Annotated in this window: 10 protein-coding genes; 2 read left to right on the forward strand and 8 right to left on the reverse strand. The window is 60.2% G+C overall.

Going from position 1 to position 15,021, the window contains the following annotated elements:
- Positions 1–26: 26 nt before the first annotated feature.
- The 5 genes from HDE80_RS11325 to fliD all read right to left on the reverse strand — a co-directional run bounded on the left by HDE80_RS11325 (position 27) and on the right by fliD (position 4,676).
- A complete protein-coding gene (locus HDE80_RS11325) occupies positions 27–1,454 on the reverse strand; it encodes a sigma-54 dependent transcriptional regulator (RefSeq protein ID WP_184670916.1) in 1,428 nt (475 codons plus the stop codon).
- A gap of 364 nt (positions 1,455–1,818) precedes the next feature.
- Positions 1,819–2,427 (reverse strand): PilZ domain-containing protein, encoded by a 609-nt coding sequence (locus HDE80_RS11330; protein WP_255483710.1) that lies wholly within the window; start codon positions 2,425–2,427, stop codon positions 1,819–1,821.
- Positions 2,428–2,484: 57 nt separating this feature from the next.
- Complete coding sequence (locus tag HDE80_RS11335; protein ID WP_184670918.1) at positions 2,485–2,781, reverse strand: hypothetical protein; 297 nt, start codon at positions 2,779–2,781, stop codon at positions 2,485–2,487.
- The gene (gene fliS, locus HDE80_RS11340) at positions 2,778–3,200 is read right to left on the reverse strand and encodes a flagellar export chaperone FliS (RefSeq protein WP_184670920.1); all 423 of its coding nucleotides are present in this window, start codon (positions 3,198–3,200) and stop codon (positions 2,778–2,780) included. Before fliS ends, HDE80_RS11335 begins: the two co-directional genes overlap by 4 nt.
- Before the next feature lie 15 nt (positions 3,201–3,215).
- Positions 3,216–4,676, reverse strand: a complete 1,461-nt coding sequence (gene fliD, locus HDE80_RS11345; RefSeq protein WP_184670922.1) for a flagellar filament capping protein FliD — start codon at positions 4,674–4,676, stop codon at positions 3,216–3,218.
- Here fliD and HDE80_RS11350 point away from each other — a divergent pair.
- A complete protein-coding gene (locus HDE80_RS11350) occupies positions 4,675–4,824 on the forward strand; it encodes a hypothetical protein (RefSeq protein ID WP_184670923.1) in 150 nt (49 codons plus the stop codon). The genes fliD and HDE80_RS11350 overlap by 2 nt on opposite strands.
- Before the next feature lie 45 nt (positions 4,825–4,869).
- On the opposite strand, the gene HDE80_RS11355 is transcribed toward HDE80_RS11350, so the two are convergent.
- A complete protein-coding gene (locus tag HDE80_RS11355; RefSeq protein ID WP_184670925.1) occupies positions 4,870–6,105 on the reverse strand; it encodes a flagellin in 1,236 nt (411 codons plus the stop codon).
- A gap of 529 nt (positions 6,106–6,634) precedes the next feature.
- On the opposite strand from HDE80_RS11355, the gene HDE80_RS11360 reads away from it, so the two are divergent.
- A complete protein-coding gene (locus HDE80_RS11360; RefSeq protein WP_184670927.1) occupies positions 6,635–11,641 on the forward strand; it encodes a glycosyltransferase family 92 protein in 5,007 nt (1,668 codons plus the stop codon).
- A gap of 190 nt (positions 11,642–11,831) precedes the next feature.
- Here the strand turns inward: HDE80_RS11360 and flgL are convergent, their stop codons facing one another.
- Entirely contained in the window at positions 11,832–13,076 is a 1,245-nt protein-coding gene (gene flgL / locus HDE80_RS11365; protein ID WP_255483711.1) for a flagellar hook-associated protein FlgL, read from the reverse strand.
- Between the two features lie 2 nt (positions 13,077–13,078).
- Positions 13,079–14,974: a flagellar hook-associated protein FlgK gene (gene flgK / locus HDE80_RS11370; RefSeq protein ID WP_184670929.1), complete on the reverse strand. Its 1,896-nt coding sequence runs from the start codon at positions 14,972–14,974 to the stop codon at positions 13,079–13,081.
- Positions 14,975–15,021 lie beyond the last annotated feature (47 nt).

Genomic DNA, 15,021 nt, shown 5'->3' on the forward strand with positions numbered 1-15,021 from the left:
AAGCCATGCCACGCAACCGACACTATTCACTGTGCAGCCACACCCGCCTGCAAACCGTATTTGCGCAACTTCTCGACCAGTGTCGTGCGCTGCATCCGCAGCAGTTTCGCCGCGTGCGCCACCACACCGTCGGTGATATCCAGTGCCTGGCGTATCAGTCCCACTTCGATGTCCGCCAGGTGGTCTTTGAGATCCACACCGCCTTCAGGCAGCAACATGTCGGTATCCGGCGTGAGGCCGGAACTGGCCAATGCCGACTGCGGCGGTCCGTCCATCCACGCCAGCAGTACTCCGCCACCCACTTCGTCGGCGGACTGAGCGCCGCGATATTTTTCCGGCAGATCGCAGGCACGTACTTCGCTTTGCGGATAGAGAATCGCCAGCCGTTCGACCAGGTTGGAAAGCTCGCGCACATTGCCGGGCCACCTGTATTGGCGCAGCGCCTGCATCGCACTGTTACTGAAACGCACGCCACCGAGGCCACGTCGCGACAAGCGCTGGTTGAACTCGGTGATCAACTTGAAAAGGTCTTCCAGATGCTGATGCAGCGCCGGCATTTCCAACGGGAATACGCTCAGCCGGTAATACAAATCTTCGCGGAATCTGCCTTCGACGATGGCCCGTTCCAAATTGCGATGGGTGGCAGCGATGATCCGCACGTTACTACGCAGAGTGCGTGTGCCACCGACGCGCTCATACACACGCTCCTGCAAAACGCGCAGCAGCTTGACCTGCATTGGCAGGCTCATGTCACCGATCTCGTCCAGGAACAGCGTGCCGCCCTCGGCCAGCTCGAAACGCCCCTTGCGCGCACTGATTGCACCGGTGAAGGAACCTTTCTCGTGGCCGAACAATTCGCTCTCGAGTAGCTCGGCGGGGATCGCGCCGCAATTGACTGCAATAAACGGCTTGTCGCGACGTGGCGAACAGTCATGAATGCTGCGCGCAACCATTTCCTTGCCCGTACCGGATTCACCCAGCACCAATACATTCGAGTCGAACGGCGCAACCTGGCGGATCAGTGCATTGACCTTGCCCATGGCCACCGAATCACCCACCAGACGCTGGGTCATCGGAATCGATGCCAGCTGGCGCGCGTGCAAACTGCGAATGGCCTCCGACAAGCGCTCATAGCGCAGCGGAAATTCCAGCAACTCCATGCGACCGGCAAAGCCGGAACTGGGAGCAGCCAGGAATGCGGCATGCGGCGAATCAGCACAAACCAGTAGCAGCAGCCGATCGTTCTGCTCTTGCAGCAACGTCAGTGCCTGACGGTCTTCGTCTTCGTCAACGAAGCTGCCCAGATAGACCACGCGCCAGTCATCCGATGCCAAATCAGTGTCCTGGGATGCATCCCACCGCTGCGAGTGATAACCCAGAAATTGCAATGCCGAAACAATGCTGCTGGCGCGCGCGTCGTCGCGCTCCATCACAAGAAAATTGCCTTTATGCATGATGCAAAAGTCCATCTCCAATACCGCCGAACGAACACGGGACGATCCCAGACCGTGTTGCCCCTTCTGTGTCAGCGATCCGTCGCGACACCTGCGATAGGTTTCAGCAAGAAGGGTGCCAAAAAATTTACGGCGGCATCATCCGCGCGCGGAAGCGTGGAGCGCGACTTGATAAACATGTCGCAAGAAGTTGCACGAAAAGTGCGTGTAGACGTTTAATTTAGATCGATATTTATGAAAGTAAAAACAGGTCAAGGACGACTGTCCAAGACGCCGGATGAAAACGGTTACGTCAAAATTTTCTCGCACCGACGCCCCAATAAGTGATGACCGTCACGTTTTTAAAGTCGAGGCATCCGCGTCTTCATAATGCCGTCGCGCGGGCCTCTGCCACTTTTCGTCGGTGGTGACGAAAAACGAAACGTTCCAACCCATCTTCGACCATTTCACTCGATTCAATAAAGGCGATATAGGCCGATCCGTCGTCGAATCGGCGCTCCAGGCACCCCGGGAGTTCGAGCGGCAGAGCACGGCAGGCGTCGAAATGCAGACGAACTAATAGTTGTTCGGTCGCCGGCAACAAATCCTGGGGAACAACAATACCGAGCGCGTTGAAACGGATAACGTGCTGGCCCGGCAACTGCGTTATCGGGATCAGTAGCCGATTGACCACTTCCATCAGCACATTGATCTTGCTGTCCATGCGCAGCAATTCCTGCATCACCGGATTATCATCCTCGCCGTTGTTCTCGGCCCGTCGCTCATCCAGCGACGCCAGTGCCCGCAGAACGTGCAGATTCCGTTCGTTGTAGCCGGCCAATGCGTCCGGTGCGTTGTCCAGCGGCTCCACGGCCATGTGCAAACTGCCTTCGTAGGCCATTCGCTGAGAGAATTCCTGCCATTTTTTGTCGTGCATCTGCCCGCTCCTGACGCTGCCAATGAACCGACCCTGCGGCTCGATCGAGAGGTCCATTCCTGCAGCGCAATTCGTGACCGATGCGCGTTCAGTGAACTCCCCGTCCGATCTTATTCAACCGGATGAGGCGATATATACGTTCAAGGCGCGATGGTTGTACTTATGCTGGCTCAATTCACGCTCCAGCGCCTCGCGTGCGACGTCCGCGCGCTTCAGGAGATGTTCGTTGTGCTGATGAAGCGTAGTCAGCAACTCCCGGCTGCGCTGGTCGTCACCGTGTTGCCTGATGCACGGCTGCCGCTCGGCCTCCAGTTCCGCGACCTGTTGCCACTGCCCATCGGCCGAGGCGGCCAGCATCTGCAGCGTGATGTCCAGCGCGCGTTGCAGCCCAGCATAGGCAGAATCGCTCATGGAGACGCCGCCAGCGTCGATGCCTGCTGATCAGCGAGAAACTTTCCGCGGATGCCCTGCCATGCTTCACGAATAGGTGCGATCAGTCGCTGACACTCATCCAGCGCAGCCAGATCGTCGTTCAGCTGTGCGAACAGCAGACGGCGGGTCACGTAGTCGTAAAGGCTGTCCAGTCGCGCCGTCAGCACCGGCGCGACGGTGTGATCGAGGCTTGCCCGCAGTTCGGTGAGGATGGCGATGGCTTTGGAAAAGCTCTGGCCCTTGGCCGGCACATCCTGATGCAGGATATGGCCGCGCGCCTGATTGACCCGATCCACCAGACCATCGAACAACATGGCGATCAGCTGGTGGCGATCGGCCCCTTCGATACTGCCCTGGACGTCGGTCTGGCGATACAGGGCGCTTGCACTTTTCATCATGGCGCGGCCCTCACCTTAACTCTTGCTGCTGGCATTGTTCATCGCGTCCAACGACTGCGTGAGGTAGGAGCTGGTGTTATTCAGCGATGTCATCAACGTGTCCAGGTTGGTGTATTGCTTGACCAGTTGCTGTTGGTAGACCGCCATGCGCGCGGTCAATGCCGTCTGCTGCGCGCTCAGGTTGGTGACGTCGGTCGTGATGCTGCTGATCTGTGTCTGCAGCACACCGTCGCTGGCGTTGAAATTGCTGGCGACGCTGCTGAGCTGCGTCGCGATGCCCTTGGTCCCGGTGAACAGGCCCTGCACGGCAGCCGGGTTGTTGGCCAGCGCGTTACTCAACGTAGTCGAATTCAGCGAGATGCTGCCGTCGGCATTGCGCGTGATGCCCAGGCTGGCCAGGGTGCCAATGCTGTTGCCGGATACCGAGCTGCCCAGCACGTTGGAAATCTGCGTCTGAATCGCCGCCAGGGTCGGATCGCCCAACAACACACCGGCCTGACCGGTCGAGGAATTGTAGCTATTGAGCGTGGCGACGTTGCTTGCGTACTGGTTGTACGCCGTCACGAAATCGTTCACCGCCGTGCTGATCGGGGCGGTGCTTTGCGTGATATTGAGCTGAGACGAACCGGTACCGGTGAGAGCCAAGGTGACGCCGGTCAGGGCACCGCTCACATTGTTCGAGGCGCTGGTCACCGCTATGCCGTCGACCGTCAGCTGCGCGTCGCTCGCTTCATTGCTGCCCGGCGTATTGAGCGTGGTCGCCAACGCGCTGAGACCGCTGCTGCTGTCGCTGCTGGCGCTGACACTGAAACCATTGGCGACGCCCGTGCTGGTCGAGGTCAGTACCAGCTGCGACCCGTTGACGCCCACCACGACCGTGGCCGATACGCCCGGATTGTTGCTGGCATTGTTGATCGAGCTGGCGATCGAGGACAAAGTGTCCGTCGACGATACGGAAACATTGATCGATTTGCTGCCCACGCCGATCGTGAGCGTGCCGGCTCCTACCGCAGAGGCACCGGCCGAGGCCGCGCTGATGCGCTTCTGCGCGGTTGCCAGCGCCGTCACATCGATATTGTAGGAACCCGGCGTCGCGTCGGGCAGCGTGGTTGCTGTGCCCACCGCCGTGTTGGCTAGCGACGCGGTATACGTGCTGTAGGTGGTACTGGACGTCAGCTCGGACAGCGCCGCCTGCAAGCCACTCAACGAGGTACTCAGCGCCGTCAGACCGGCGATCTTATTGTTGTCCAGGTTGGTCTGATTGGTAATCTGGGCCTGCGGACCGCTCTCCTGGGCACTGACCAGCGCGGTAATGATCGAATTGACGTCCAGTCCCGAGCCCAGGCCTAGCGAACTGAGCAAGCCGGTACCGCTGATGCTGGCCGAACCGGTAGCTGTCGTGGATGTGCCGGTGGCGGCGGTCCCGGTGGTGGCGTACGACGTCGTACTGGATCCCACGCTGGAAATGCTGCTCATGAAGGGCCTCGCAAAAATGGTTCGTCCGAACACCGCGGCATCGCCGCGATCCACCAAGCCGCCGGCAAAACTTACACCTCGGGTGAAAGCTTTACCTGCCGCTCGCGTGGGCTTTCTGGCGGTCGACGACCGCCGCCAGATCGCTTAAGCAAAATTCCGGCCATGGCTCCAAAGCCATGGCCGGATGAACCCATTACTGCAGCAACTTGAGGATCTGCTGTGGCACGGAGTTGGCCGTGGCCAGCACCGAGATACCCGCCTGCTGCAATACCTGCGCCTGGCTTAACTGGGCAGTTTCTGCAGCAAAATCCGTATCTTGGATAGAGCTCTGCGAAGCGGTCAGGTTGGTCTGCTGAGCACTCACCGTGGCAATGGTGGACTGGAAGCGGTTCTGCACGGCGCCAAGCGTACTGGAGAAGTTACTCACCGTGGTCAGGGCCGCATCGATGCGCGAGATCAGCTGGTTGGCATCGTCCACCGTCAAAACATCGCCACCTTGCAGCGAACCCGAAGCGGTCAGTGCTTCGCCATCCGTGTAAGCCGCACCGGTCGCGGGCAGACCTGCACCGGCGGTAGCACCGAAACCCGTGGCTGCCGTGGTGAATGTGGTGAAGCCGGCTGCCGCCGAACCGGCCGAACCGGTAACCGTGGCACCGTTCACGGACAGCTTGCCCGACGAATAGAGGTTGATACCGCCGTTGGCGTTCACGGCAGCGCTGACCCCGTTGATGCCGGCGGCGTTGATGTCATCGGCCACGTCCTGCGCACTGCTTGCAGTGACATTGCCGGTGAAGGTGTACGACGTACCGTCGGCGCCGGTGATCGACAGGCCGCTCAGGCTGAGCGTGCCGCCGCTTGCACCGGCCGCCGTGACGAATGCCCCGCTGAGGTTGCCGGTGGACACTTCGGATATCTGACCGACCTGGCCAGCGGTAACGCCCTGGCCCAGCTGCACATTGATCGACTGACCGACGTTTGCACCGATCTGGAACGACAGCTGGCTGGTGGAACCATTGAGCACGTTTGTGCCGTTGAAGCTGGTCTGGTTGGCGATACGGGTGATTTCCGACAGGTACTGCTGCACGGAAGTGTTGATCGCCGCGCGGTCGGAAGCCTGATACGTACCGTTGGCGGACTGCACCGCCAGATCGCGAACAGACTGCAGGTTGGACGTGATTTGCGTCAGCGCCGAACCGGCGGTTTGCGACAGGTTGATGGCGTCGCTGGCGTTTTCGCTGGCCTGGCCTAGACCGCCGATCTGCGTCTGGAAGCGGGTGGCGATGGCAAAGCCTGCAGCATTATCCGCAGCGCTGTTGACCTTCAGACCCGAGGACAGATCTTCCGTTGCGGTGCTCAGCTGGCTCGACGACTTGGTCAGATTGTTCTGGGCTTGCAGCGACGAGATGTTGGTATTGAGTACGAGTGACATAGTGAGTCTCCTGGAACCGATAGCCGGTTTGTAAGTTGTGCTTATTCCGGCGGGGTTCTCAGAATGGTGTACCGACCGCCTCGAAAACTTTTTCGGCCATACGGGGAAATACTTGAGCGCTGGACTTGATTTTTTTATTTTCCCGGGGAAACCCGTGTTTGGAGCGGACTCAGCAGATCGCGTCTCCGCCGATATCAAGCGTTCCCGAAAGCTCGGTTAGCGGCAAGCGATGAAGACATGCCGATAGCGGCAGCCAGACGGCAAGCCTGAACTCTTTATTGCACCGCATCTATATGTTCGCGACGCTGCGCAATACGCAATATCAGCATCCCGCTACTCGCACTCCCCTCATTCGTATCTCGCGTGCCGCACCGACCCAGGTCGGATACCGAACGCATGACGCTCCCATCGGCCAGACGCTGTCGTTGGCACCAAGCTTGCTGCTGCCCCCTCATTTGGCGCCAGTGCGCCGAAGCGTCGGAATTTCGACGCGGGCGCCCGTTGCTAATCGATAAGGCGAGGAAGAAACATGCGTTGTGTATTGGCGGTCTGTGCCGTATTCAAGGACGAGGCAGCCTATTTGCGTGAATGGGTGGAATTTCACCAGTTGATGGGCGTGGAGCGTTTTTACCTCTACAACAACGGCAGCGACGATCGCTATATCGACGCCGTGCAGATGCATATCGACGCGGGCACCGTGGTGCTGCACGAGTGGCCGCGTCGCCCGGCCCAGCTCGATGCCTACGAACACTGCCTGCGCACCCACGGCGCGGAGACGGACTGGCTTGCCTTTATCGATGTGGACGAATTCCTTTTCTCGCCGAAAGCCAAGCTATTGCCCGATGTGTTGGCGCAGTACGCGGCTTATCCCGGCGTGGGCGTTAACTGGGTCATGTTCGGCTCGGCCGGGCACATGCAGAAACCAGCCGGAGGCGTGCTGGAAAACTATCTGCGGCGAGGACAGTTGGACGGCGGGCTGCACTATAAGCATCTAAAGCTCGCGGACGGCAGCTTTCGTCCGGAGAACTCGCACGTCAAAAGTATCGTGCAGCCGTCGAAGGTGATCGGCTGCGCCAACGCTCACTTCATGCGCTATGCCGACGATGCGCGCGCGGTGGATGAGAACGAACAGCCGATCGATGGTCCCTTCTCCACCAAGGTATCGGTTGATACGCTGCGCATCAACCATTACTGGAGTAAGTCGGAAGAAGAGTGCCGGCACAAATTCAGCCGCGGCTTCGCCGATGGCTCCGGCGCGCGCGACTGGAAGGAATTCCTCGCCCACGAGCAGATACTGAACACCACGCACGACGACATCGTGCTGCGAGTGGTCGCACAGCTCGCCGTGTTGCCGCCCGCGTGGCCGTTGGAAAGCTTCCAGCAAAACGACGAAGGCGTATGGCACTCGCCGTTGCGCGACCGTCCGCCGCACACGGCCATACACACCGCAGCCACACGGCTGTTCGATCTGATGCGAGACGCGTCGGATACCAGCCTGTACTCGCCCGTGCTGGCGAAAGCCATCGAAGATCGCACCAGCGCGCTGCAGCTCTCGCCGCGACGCGCCAATTTCTTGCATGCGCTCGACGGCCTCGATAAGCACACCTGCGTGCTGGAAATCGGTTGTGGCGGCGGCGCGGTCACCCAGGCTTGGATCGAGCGCGGGTGCCACGTCGATGCGATCGAATTCGCGCCACACTGGGCCCGCGTTGCCGCGGCGCGACTGCACGAACAGCCCAAGGCAAGAGTTTTCCAGGCCAGCCTGCGCGAGTTGACGTTGCGGCCCGAATACGACGTGGTGTCCATGGCATTCGGCGACGACTACGCCGAGGCGTGGCCGCGTGGCGAATCGATTGAAGAGGCGATCAAAATCGCCGCCTCGGCACTCAAACCCGATGGCTTTCTACTGCTGGCGACATCCCAGACTTCGCCAGACAGCTGGGACAGCCGCATGCCATCGCGCAACCAGATGGCAGACGTGCTGAAAAAAGCCGGCTTTTCCGGCATCGACACGCAGCTGGCTTTCCCCGATGCGCTGCTGCCTGAAGTGCTGATCGCCGAACCATTGCCCGCGCAAGCGGCCCACCTGCGCGTGGACGACCTGATTGCGCAACGCCCCTTGCTGCGCGACGGGGGCAAGCAAGCGACACGATGGGAGAGGCACGTCGAAACGGGTACGTTGGCGCAGCACGCGCCCGGCGTGATGCTGGTGGCACGCCGAGATGGCGCTGCATCGCCCCTGCGCGCCGATCGCGTGGCCCAGGTGTTCGCCGACGATCGCGTGCCGGCACTCAATACCGTCACCGACTATCTCCTGGCCGAGGAGACCATCCAAGTCGTTCCGCGTCCGATGTTGCCCGGTTCGTCATGGAGCACGACGGCATTTGAATCAATCATGGACACCCGCGTGCTGACGCCCGGTCGTTCGCTGCTGGTGAAGCTTCGCCAGGCGATCCAGGCACAACGGACCGACCGCCTGATTGCGCTGCTGCGGAAGTGGGGGGCGCTGGTTTACGCCCAGGCGGACGACGAAGAGAAGATACCGGCCGAATGGCTCGACGCCGTGCCAGCGAGCATGAACCTGCACGACTACGATAGCGTTGTTTTTCGAGGTGGCCAATGGCGCGCCCGTCAGCGTATCGAAAAGCAGATTCCGGTCTACGTGGGGCTATGGCAGATCGCCTACGAAAGCGGCATGGAGACGCTGCTCGGACTCGCGGCGCCGATCGACCGCGTGACGTGGCTGTGCAAGCGACTCTTGCTGGACGCGTCGCCGGAATGGATCGAGCACGGTCGCCATATCAACGAATCGTTCGCACGCGAAATTCACGATGCCGATTGCTGGACGCGCACGGATCGTCATTTGAAGATCGTGCCGGAGTGGCTGCTCCCGCCGCCGCCATCGGATACCTACAAGCAGTGGCAGGCGAAACTGCAGCTTGGCGACGTCGCCGTTGCGCAGGCAATAAACCGTATCGAAAAAAAGGGTGCGCCGCCAAAGATGCAGCTGCTGCTTATCGACGCGGATAACGACGCCGAGGCCGTGTTACGCAGCGTTGCCAGCCTCGATACGCAACAGTATCCGCACCGCGCGATCAGTGTCGTGTCGACCGAAGATCCTCTCGATCTGATCGAACGCGTCAACAATGCAATAGCCGCCTGCGATGCCGACTGGATACAGCTCGTCTACGCTGGCGACCTGCTGCATCCGGCTTCGCTGCTGCTGTTGGCCGAGCGCATCACCGCGATGCCATATTTGACGGCAGTCTATGTCGACGAAGACACCTGCAACAATGGCGTGTTCGAAAACCCGATCTTCAAGCCCGACTTCAATCTCGACCTGCTTCGCAGCTATCCGTATACAGGCCGATCCATAGCCTTCGGACGGCGACGTTGCATGGAGCTCGGCGGCTTGAACGAGGCCTACGGCGAACTCGGCGTTCACGATCTGCTGTTCCGCCTGATCGAAACGGACGGCCTGCACACCATCGGCCATATCGGCGAAGTGATGTATCGCGCCGCACTGCCTTACGGTCAATGGCTCGCCTCCGACGCGGTGAAGGCGTACAGCGCCGAGATCGTTTCCAGTCATCTGCAGCGGATGAATATCGCGCATACGATAGAGGCGGGCGTACTTCCCGGCTTCAATCGCGTGCTCTACCAACATGCGCGTCAGCCGCTGGTCTCCATCATCATTCCCACGAAAGACCAGCTGCCGATGCTGAATGGCCTGATCGATAGCCTGTTGTCCAAGACGAGCTATCTCAACTACGAGTTGCTGATCGTGGACAACAGCAGCGAGGAGCCTGCGGCGTGCGCCTATCTGGATGGCATCGAACGCCTCAATAGCAACCAGCTGCGCATACTGCGCTATCCGCACCCATTCAACTATTCGGCGATCAACAACTTTGCTGCGGCACAGGCGCGCGGCGAATACCTGATCCTGCTCAATAACGACACGGCGGTGCTGCATGACGACTGGATCGAGGCGCTGCTCAATCACGCACAGCGACCGGAGGTCGGCATCGTGGGCGCCAAGCTGCACTATCCGGATGGACGGATTCAGCACGGCGGCGTAATACTCGGACTGCGCGGACCGGCCGATCACCCGTTCATCGGTTCGCCGATGGAAAATGACGGCTACATGCATCGCCTTCGCGTCGACCAGAATTACACCGCGGTCACCGCGGCTTGCCTGATGATCCGCAAATCCGTCTACAGCGAAGTCGGCGGTCTGGACGAACGCAACTTCAGAGTGTCCTACAACGACGTCGACCTGTGCCTGAAGGTGCACGCGGCTGGCTATCTGACCGTCTGGACGCCTTATGCGCGGCTCATGCATGTCGGCAGCGTCAGCCAGACCAAGGTCGACAAGACGGCGCAGGAAACAAAGCTGAAACGTTTCCAGGGCGAACAAAGCGCGATGTATCGCAAGTGGCTGCCGCAGCTGGCACGCGACCCAGCCTACAGCATCAACTTCAGCATCGATGGCAGCGGGTTTGAATTGAATCCCGATCACGGCAATGCTTGGCAACCGTTCGCCAATCCATTGCTGCCGCGTTTGTTTTGCGTCGCTGCGGATGCACACGGATGCGGTCACTACCGTGTTCGGCAACCGTTCGCATCGATGCAACGCGACGGACTCGTCGAAGGCATGATTGCCGGCTTGCATCTATCGCCGGTGGCGATGGAACGTTTCCAACCCACGTCGCTCGTACTACAGCGGCAAGTGACCGAACAACAGATCAGCCTGCTCGAAAGCTATCGCGACTTTTCCCGCGCGTTCAAAGTATACGAACTGGACGACTACATCCAGCAAATACCGGTGAAGAGTCCGTTCCACAGCGTGATGCCCAAGGACATCGTCAAATCGCTGCGGCGCGCGCTAGCGACGGTTGATCGCTTCGTCGTCTCCACCGAGAGGCTGGCCGAACAGTTCCACGGGTTCCATTCCGACATTCGCCTGGTAGAAAACCGTCTGCCGGTCGACTGGTGGAGCGGGCTGAAAAACCAGCGTCGCGTCGGTCGCAAGCCCCGCGTCGGCTGGGGTGGTGGCGCAAGCCATCGCGGCGATCTGGAATTGATCGCCGACGTCGTTCGCGATCTGGCCGACGAAGTGGAGTGGGTGTTTCTCGGCATGTGCCCCGACAAGCTGCGCCCCTACGTGCATGAATTTCATGTAGGCGTGCCTATCGAGGAATACCCGCGCAAGCTCGCCTCGCTCAATCTCGATCTTGCCTTGGCGCCGCTGGAAGACAACCTGTTCAACGAGTGCAAGAGCAACTTGCGCCTGCTTGAATACGGCGCCTGCGGTTTTCCGGTGATCTGCACCGATATCGTCTGCTATCGGAATGATTTGCCGGTGACGCGCGTCAAGAATCGCTACAAGGAGTGGGTCTCGGCCATTCGTATGCATCTGGCCGACCTCGATGCCACTGCCGAAGCGGGCGATGCGCTGCGCGATACGGTGCAAAGGCATTGGATGTTGAAGGGGGATATGCTGATCGATTGGCGAAATGCCTGGTTGCCGAATTAAGCAGGATAGGCATCCTCTAAGGCTTTACTCATTTGGCGGCAGCCCCTGGGTTGTCGCCAGAATGCCGCCTGCGCCACGCAACGTTCTGCTTTTTACTTCTAAAGCGCGGCGCCAACCGTTGCACCATCATCGTCCGCGGGCCGCGCATCGGCACCGAGCGGAATAAAGACAACGCCAGTGAATGAACGCATCAACTCTGAATGTAGTTAAACAGACTCAATCCCTGCACCTTGGCGAACACCTGTTGCGAAGCCTGTAATGCCGTCGACTGCAACGAAAGATTGCTGATCGCCGTCGCCATATCCACGTTCTGCACATCCGACAATGCGCTCTGATAGGTCACGCTCAAATCCGAATAGCTCGACTGCTGCTGCTGCAGGGTATCGATACGGCTTCCCACCGATACCTGCGTATTGGAAACGCTGGTCATCGCCTGGTTCAGCGATTCGAGTTGCCGGTTGAGGGTATTGTTCAGTGACGTCGAGTTGGCGTTACCGCTTTGCAGCGCGGTGATCATGTTGTTGAGCGTGGTGAACACGTTTTGCGTGTTCTGGGCCGTATCGGCATTCACGCTGACCGTGTCGCCGGCGGCGGGGGAGCCGCTCATCGTCACCGACAAGCCGTCGAACGTGATGCTGCCGCCGTCCTGGTACGTGCCGGTGATGGGATTGCCATTGGCATCGTTGACCGGATTGCCGTTGGCGTCGGTCACCGCGTAGGTACCGTTGGCGCCAAAAGTGATGGTGTCGTTGACCGGACCCGATGCATTCGCAGCGGTCCATGCGGTGGTGTCGGTGACACTGTTGGCGCCCACGACAAGCGTGCCGGTATTGCCGCTGCCGGCGCTGGCCACGAAAGAGCCGTTGCCGGCAGGTATGTCCATGAACACCGAACTGCCCGGATCGGAATTGGCCACCTGCAGGCCCTGCCCGATCGCCGTGAGCGACTGCTGATTATTGCCGGCGTAGGTCACCGATCCGGAGCTGCTCTGCACGAATGGCGTAGCGGTGGTGCTAGTGCCGGCAAAGAGAGGTGAACCGTTGCCGTCGGTGGTGTTGGCCAACTGCACCAGCTGATCGCGCAGCTGCGTCAGCTGCGTCGCCATGTTGCTCAGGTCGCTGGAGGACAAGGAGCTATTGATGGCGCTCAGACCGATGTCGTTGGCGCTGTTGAGCAAATTGGTCACTGAGCTGAGTGCCGACGTTTCGGTCGACAAACGCGTGTTGGCGGCGGTGATGTTGTTGGTATAACCGGTGTTTTCGGCCAGTACGTGATTGAGGCTGACCACCTGCGCCGCACCGGTAGGATCGTCGGACGGCACGCTGATGCGCAAGCCCGTGCTCACCTGATTCTGCGTGTTGGACAGCTCGCCCTCCTGGTTGAGCATCGTCGTCACGGATTGCTGGTACATCCAGCTGGTTGAGATGCGCATCATGACTAGCCGTCCTGTATCGCGGTGATCAGACTGGTGAATAGTTGCTGCGCGGTCGAGATCACCTGCGCCGACGCTTGATAGGCCTGCTGGAACTGCACCAGATTCGCCGCCTCCTGATTGAGGTTGACGCCGGCAAGACTCTGCTGGCTGCTTTCGGCCTGGTTGTAGAGGCTGGTCTGCGTGGTGAGGGCTGCCGTCGCCTGGCTGCCGGCCGTGCCCACCTGTGCGGTGAGATTGGCGTAGCTGCCGATGACCGAAGTCGTGCCGCCGTCGAGAACCTTGCTATTGGACAGTGCGGCCAGCGACAGCGCATTGCTGTTGTCATTGAGCCCGTTGGTATTGGCAGCGATGGCGAATTTATCGCCGCTGGCAGGCGCGCCGCTCAAGCTGAGGCTCCAGCCGTCGGCGGTAATCGGCTGACCGGCGGTGTAGGTACCGGTTGTGGTGTTACCGCTGCCATCGGTCACCGTATAAGCGCCGCCCGCACCGAACGTGACCGTTGCGCCCGCGAGCAAGTTGCTGTTCGTCGCGTCGCTTACGCCGATGGAACTGACTTCGCCGGTACCGGTGTTGGCGGTGGCCGCCGTGGCGGTCAGAGCAGCAGCGGCCGCGATACCGCTGGGATCGGTCATTGTCACGGCGAGACTGGTGGCGGCATTGCGCGTGGGTTCGATCTCGTAGCTATCGCCCGTCTGTGCGGTGCCGGACACGCTGAAGGTTAGGCCATTAGCGGACAGCGTTCCGTCGGCATTCGCCGTTAGCGCCACGCTCTGGCCAGCGGTCGTACTGAGGCTCCAGCCGTTCGTGCCGGTGCCGCTGCCGGTGTAACTGAGGATATAGTCAGAGCTGGTGGTCTGGGAGACATCACTGACAGATGCCGTCACCGTCGCCGCCGTAGCGGAGTTCTTGCTCGAGGGCAGCACGGCCGGCGAACTCACGCTGAAAATCGGCTGGCCCTGCTTGCCGTTGAGATCCAGCCCCTGTGCCTGCTGTGCATTGACGCTGGTCGCGAGCGCGAGCGCCGACTGACCGAGCTGATTCTGCGCCGGCTCCAACACGGTATTGCGGTAGCTGATCAACGCACCCAGAGAGCCGCCGCTGAGTTGGGCCGTTACATCGTTACCCGAACTGTCGAAAACGTCTGTACTGGTCGGATCGTACTGATTGGCACCGGAAGACAGATTGTAGGACTGATTGCCGCTGACCAGCGTGCCGCCCGCAGAGGTGTAGACGCTTACCGTACCATTGGATTCGGTCACCGCCGATACACCGGTGAGGCCGGACAGCTGCTGCACCAATTGGTCGCGCTGATCGAGCAAAGTATTCGGATTGCCGCCAAGGCTGGCCTGGCCAATCTGGCCGTTGAGCTGGGCAATCTGCGAGGTAAGCGTGTTGATGCTGGTGACGGTGCCGCCGATCTGCGCGTTGACCTGGCTCGATTGCTGGCTCAACTGTTGGCCGAGTGTATTGTACGTCGCCGTCAGCGAGGATGCAGTGCCCAATGCGGCCTGCCGCGTCGACGCCAGGCTGGGCGAATTGGCGACGCTGCTGAAGCCACTGTAGAAATTGTCCAGCGACGTTTGCAGATTGCCGCTGCTGCTGAAAGAGCTGTTGAGCGTGCCGGTGAGATTGCTCATCGTGGTCGCGCTCTGCAGGCTGGAGTTGCTGCTCCACAAGGCGCTGGTCAGATATTGGCTGTACGCGCGCTGCACGGCCGCAACGTTGACGCCGCTACCGACCGTGTAGCGGCCCGTATTCTGCGTAACGCTCTCAACCTGCATCACGCTCTCCTCGCTGTAGCCCGAGGTGCTGGCATTGGCGATGTTGTTGCTCACGGTACTCAGTGCGACTTGCGCCGCATTCAATCCCGATATCCCAATATTGAGCATGCTAGACATGAAGCGATCCTTGGGTATCTTGTATGGGGTGTGCCAACCTCGTGAGC

The sequence above is a fragment of the Rhodanobacter sp. A1T4 genome, from assembly GCF_014207185.1.
Classification (GTDB): Bacteria; Pseudomonadota; Gammaproteobacteria; order Xanthomonadales; family Rhodanobacteraceae; genus Rhodanobacter.

What these genes read in the sequence shown, in the direction of transcription:
- HDE80_RS11325 (WP_184670916.1), bottom strand. Translation starts at nt 1,454, where the DNA reads ATGCATAAAGGCAATTTTCTTGTGATGGAGCGCGACGACGCGCGCGCC.
- HDE80_RS11330 (WP_255483710.1), bottom strand. Translation starts at nt 2,427, where the DNA reads ATGGACCTCTCGATCGAGCCGCAGGGTCGGTTCATTGGCAGCGTCAGG.
- HDE80_RS11335 (WP_184670918.1), bottom strand. Translation starts at nt 2,781, where the DNA reads ATGAGCGATTCTGCCTATGCTGGGCTGCAACGCGCGCTGGACATCACG.
- fliS (WP_184670920.1), bottom strand. Translation starts at nt 3,200, where the DNA reads ATGATGAAAAGTGCAAGCGCCCTGTATCGCCAGACCGACGTCCAGGGC.
- HDE80_RS11350 (WP_184670923.1), top strand. Translation starts at nt 4,675, where the DNA reads ATGAAGGGCCTCGCAAAAATGGTTCGTCCGAACACCGCGGCATCGCCG.
- fliD (WP_184670922.1), bottom strand. Translation starts at nt 4,676, where the DNA reads ATGAGCAGCATTTCCAGCGTGGGATCCAGTACGACGTCGTACGCCACC.
- HDE80_RS11355 (WP_184670925.1), bottom strand. Translation starts at nt 6,105, where the DNA reads ATGTCACTCGTACTCAATACCAACATCTCGTCGCTGCAAGCCCAGAAC.
- HDE80_RS11360 (WP_184670927.1), top strand. Translation starts at nt 6,635, where the DNA reads ATGCGTTGTGTATTGGCGGTCTGTGCCGTATTCAAGGACGAGGCAGCC.
- flgL (WP_255483711.1), bottom strand. Translation starts at nt 13,076, where the DNA reads ATGATGCGCATCTCAACCAGCTGGATGTACCAGCAATCCGTGACGACG.
- flgK (WP_184670929.1), bottom strand. Translation starts at nt 14,974, where the DNA reads ATGTCTAGCATGCTCAATATTGGGATATCGGGATTGAATGCGGCGCAA.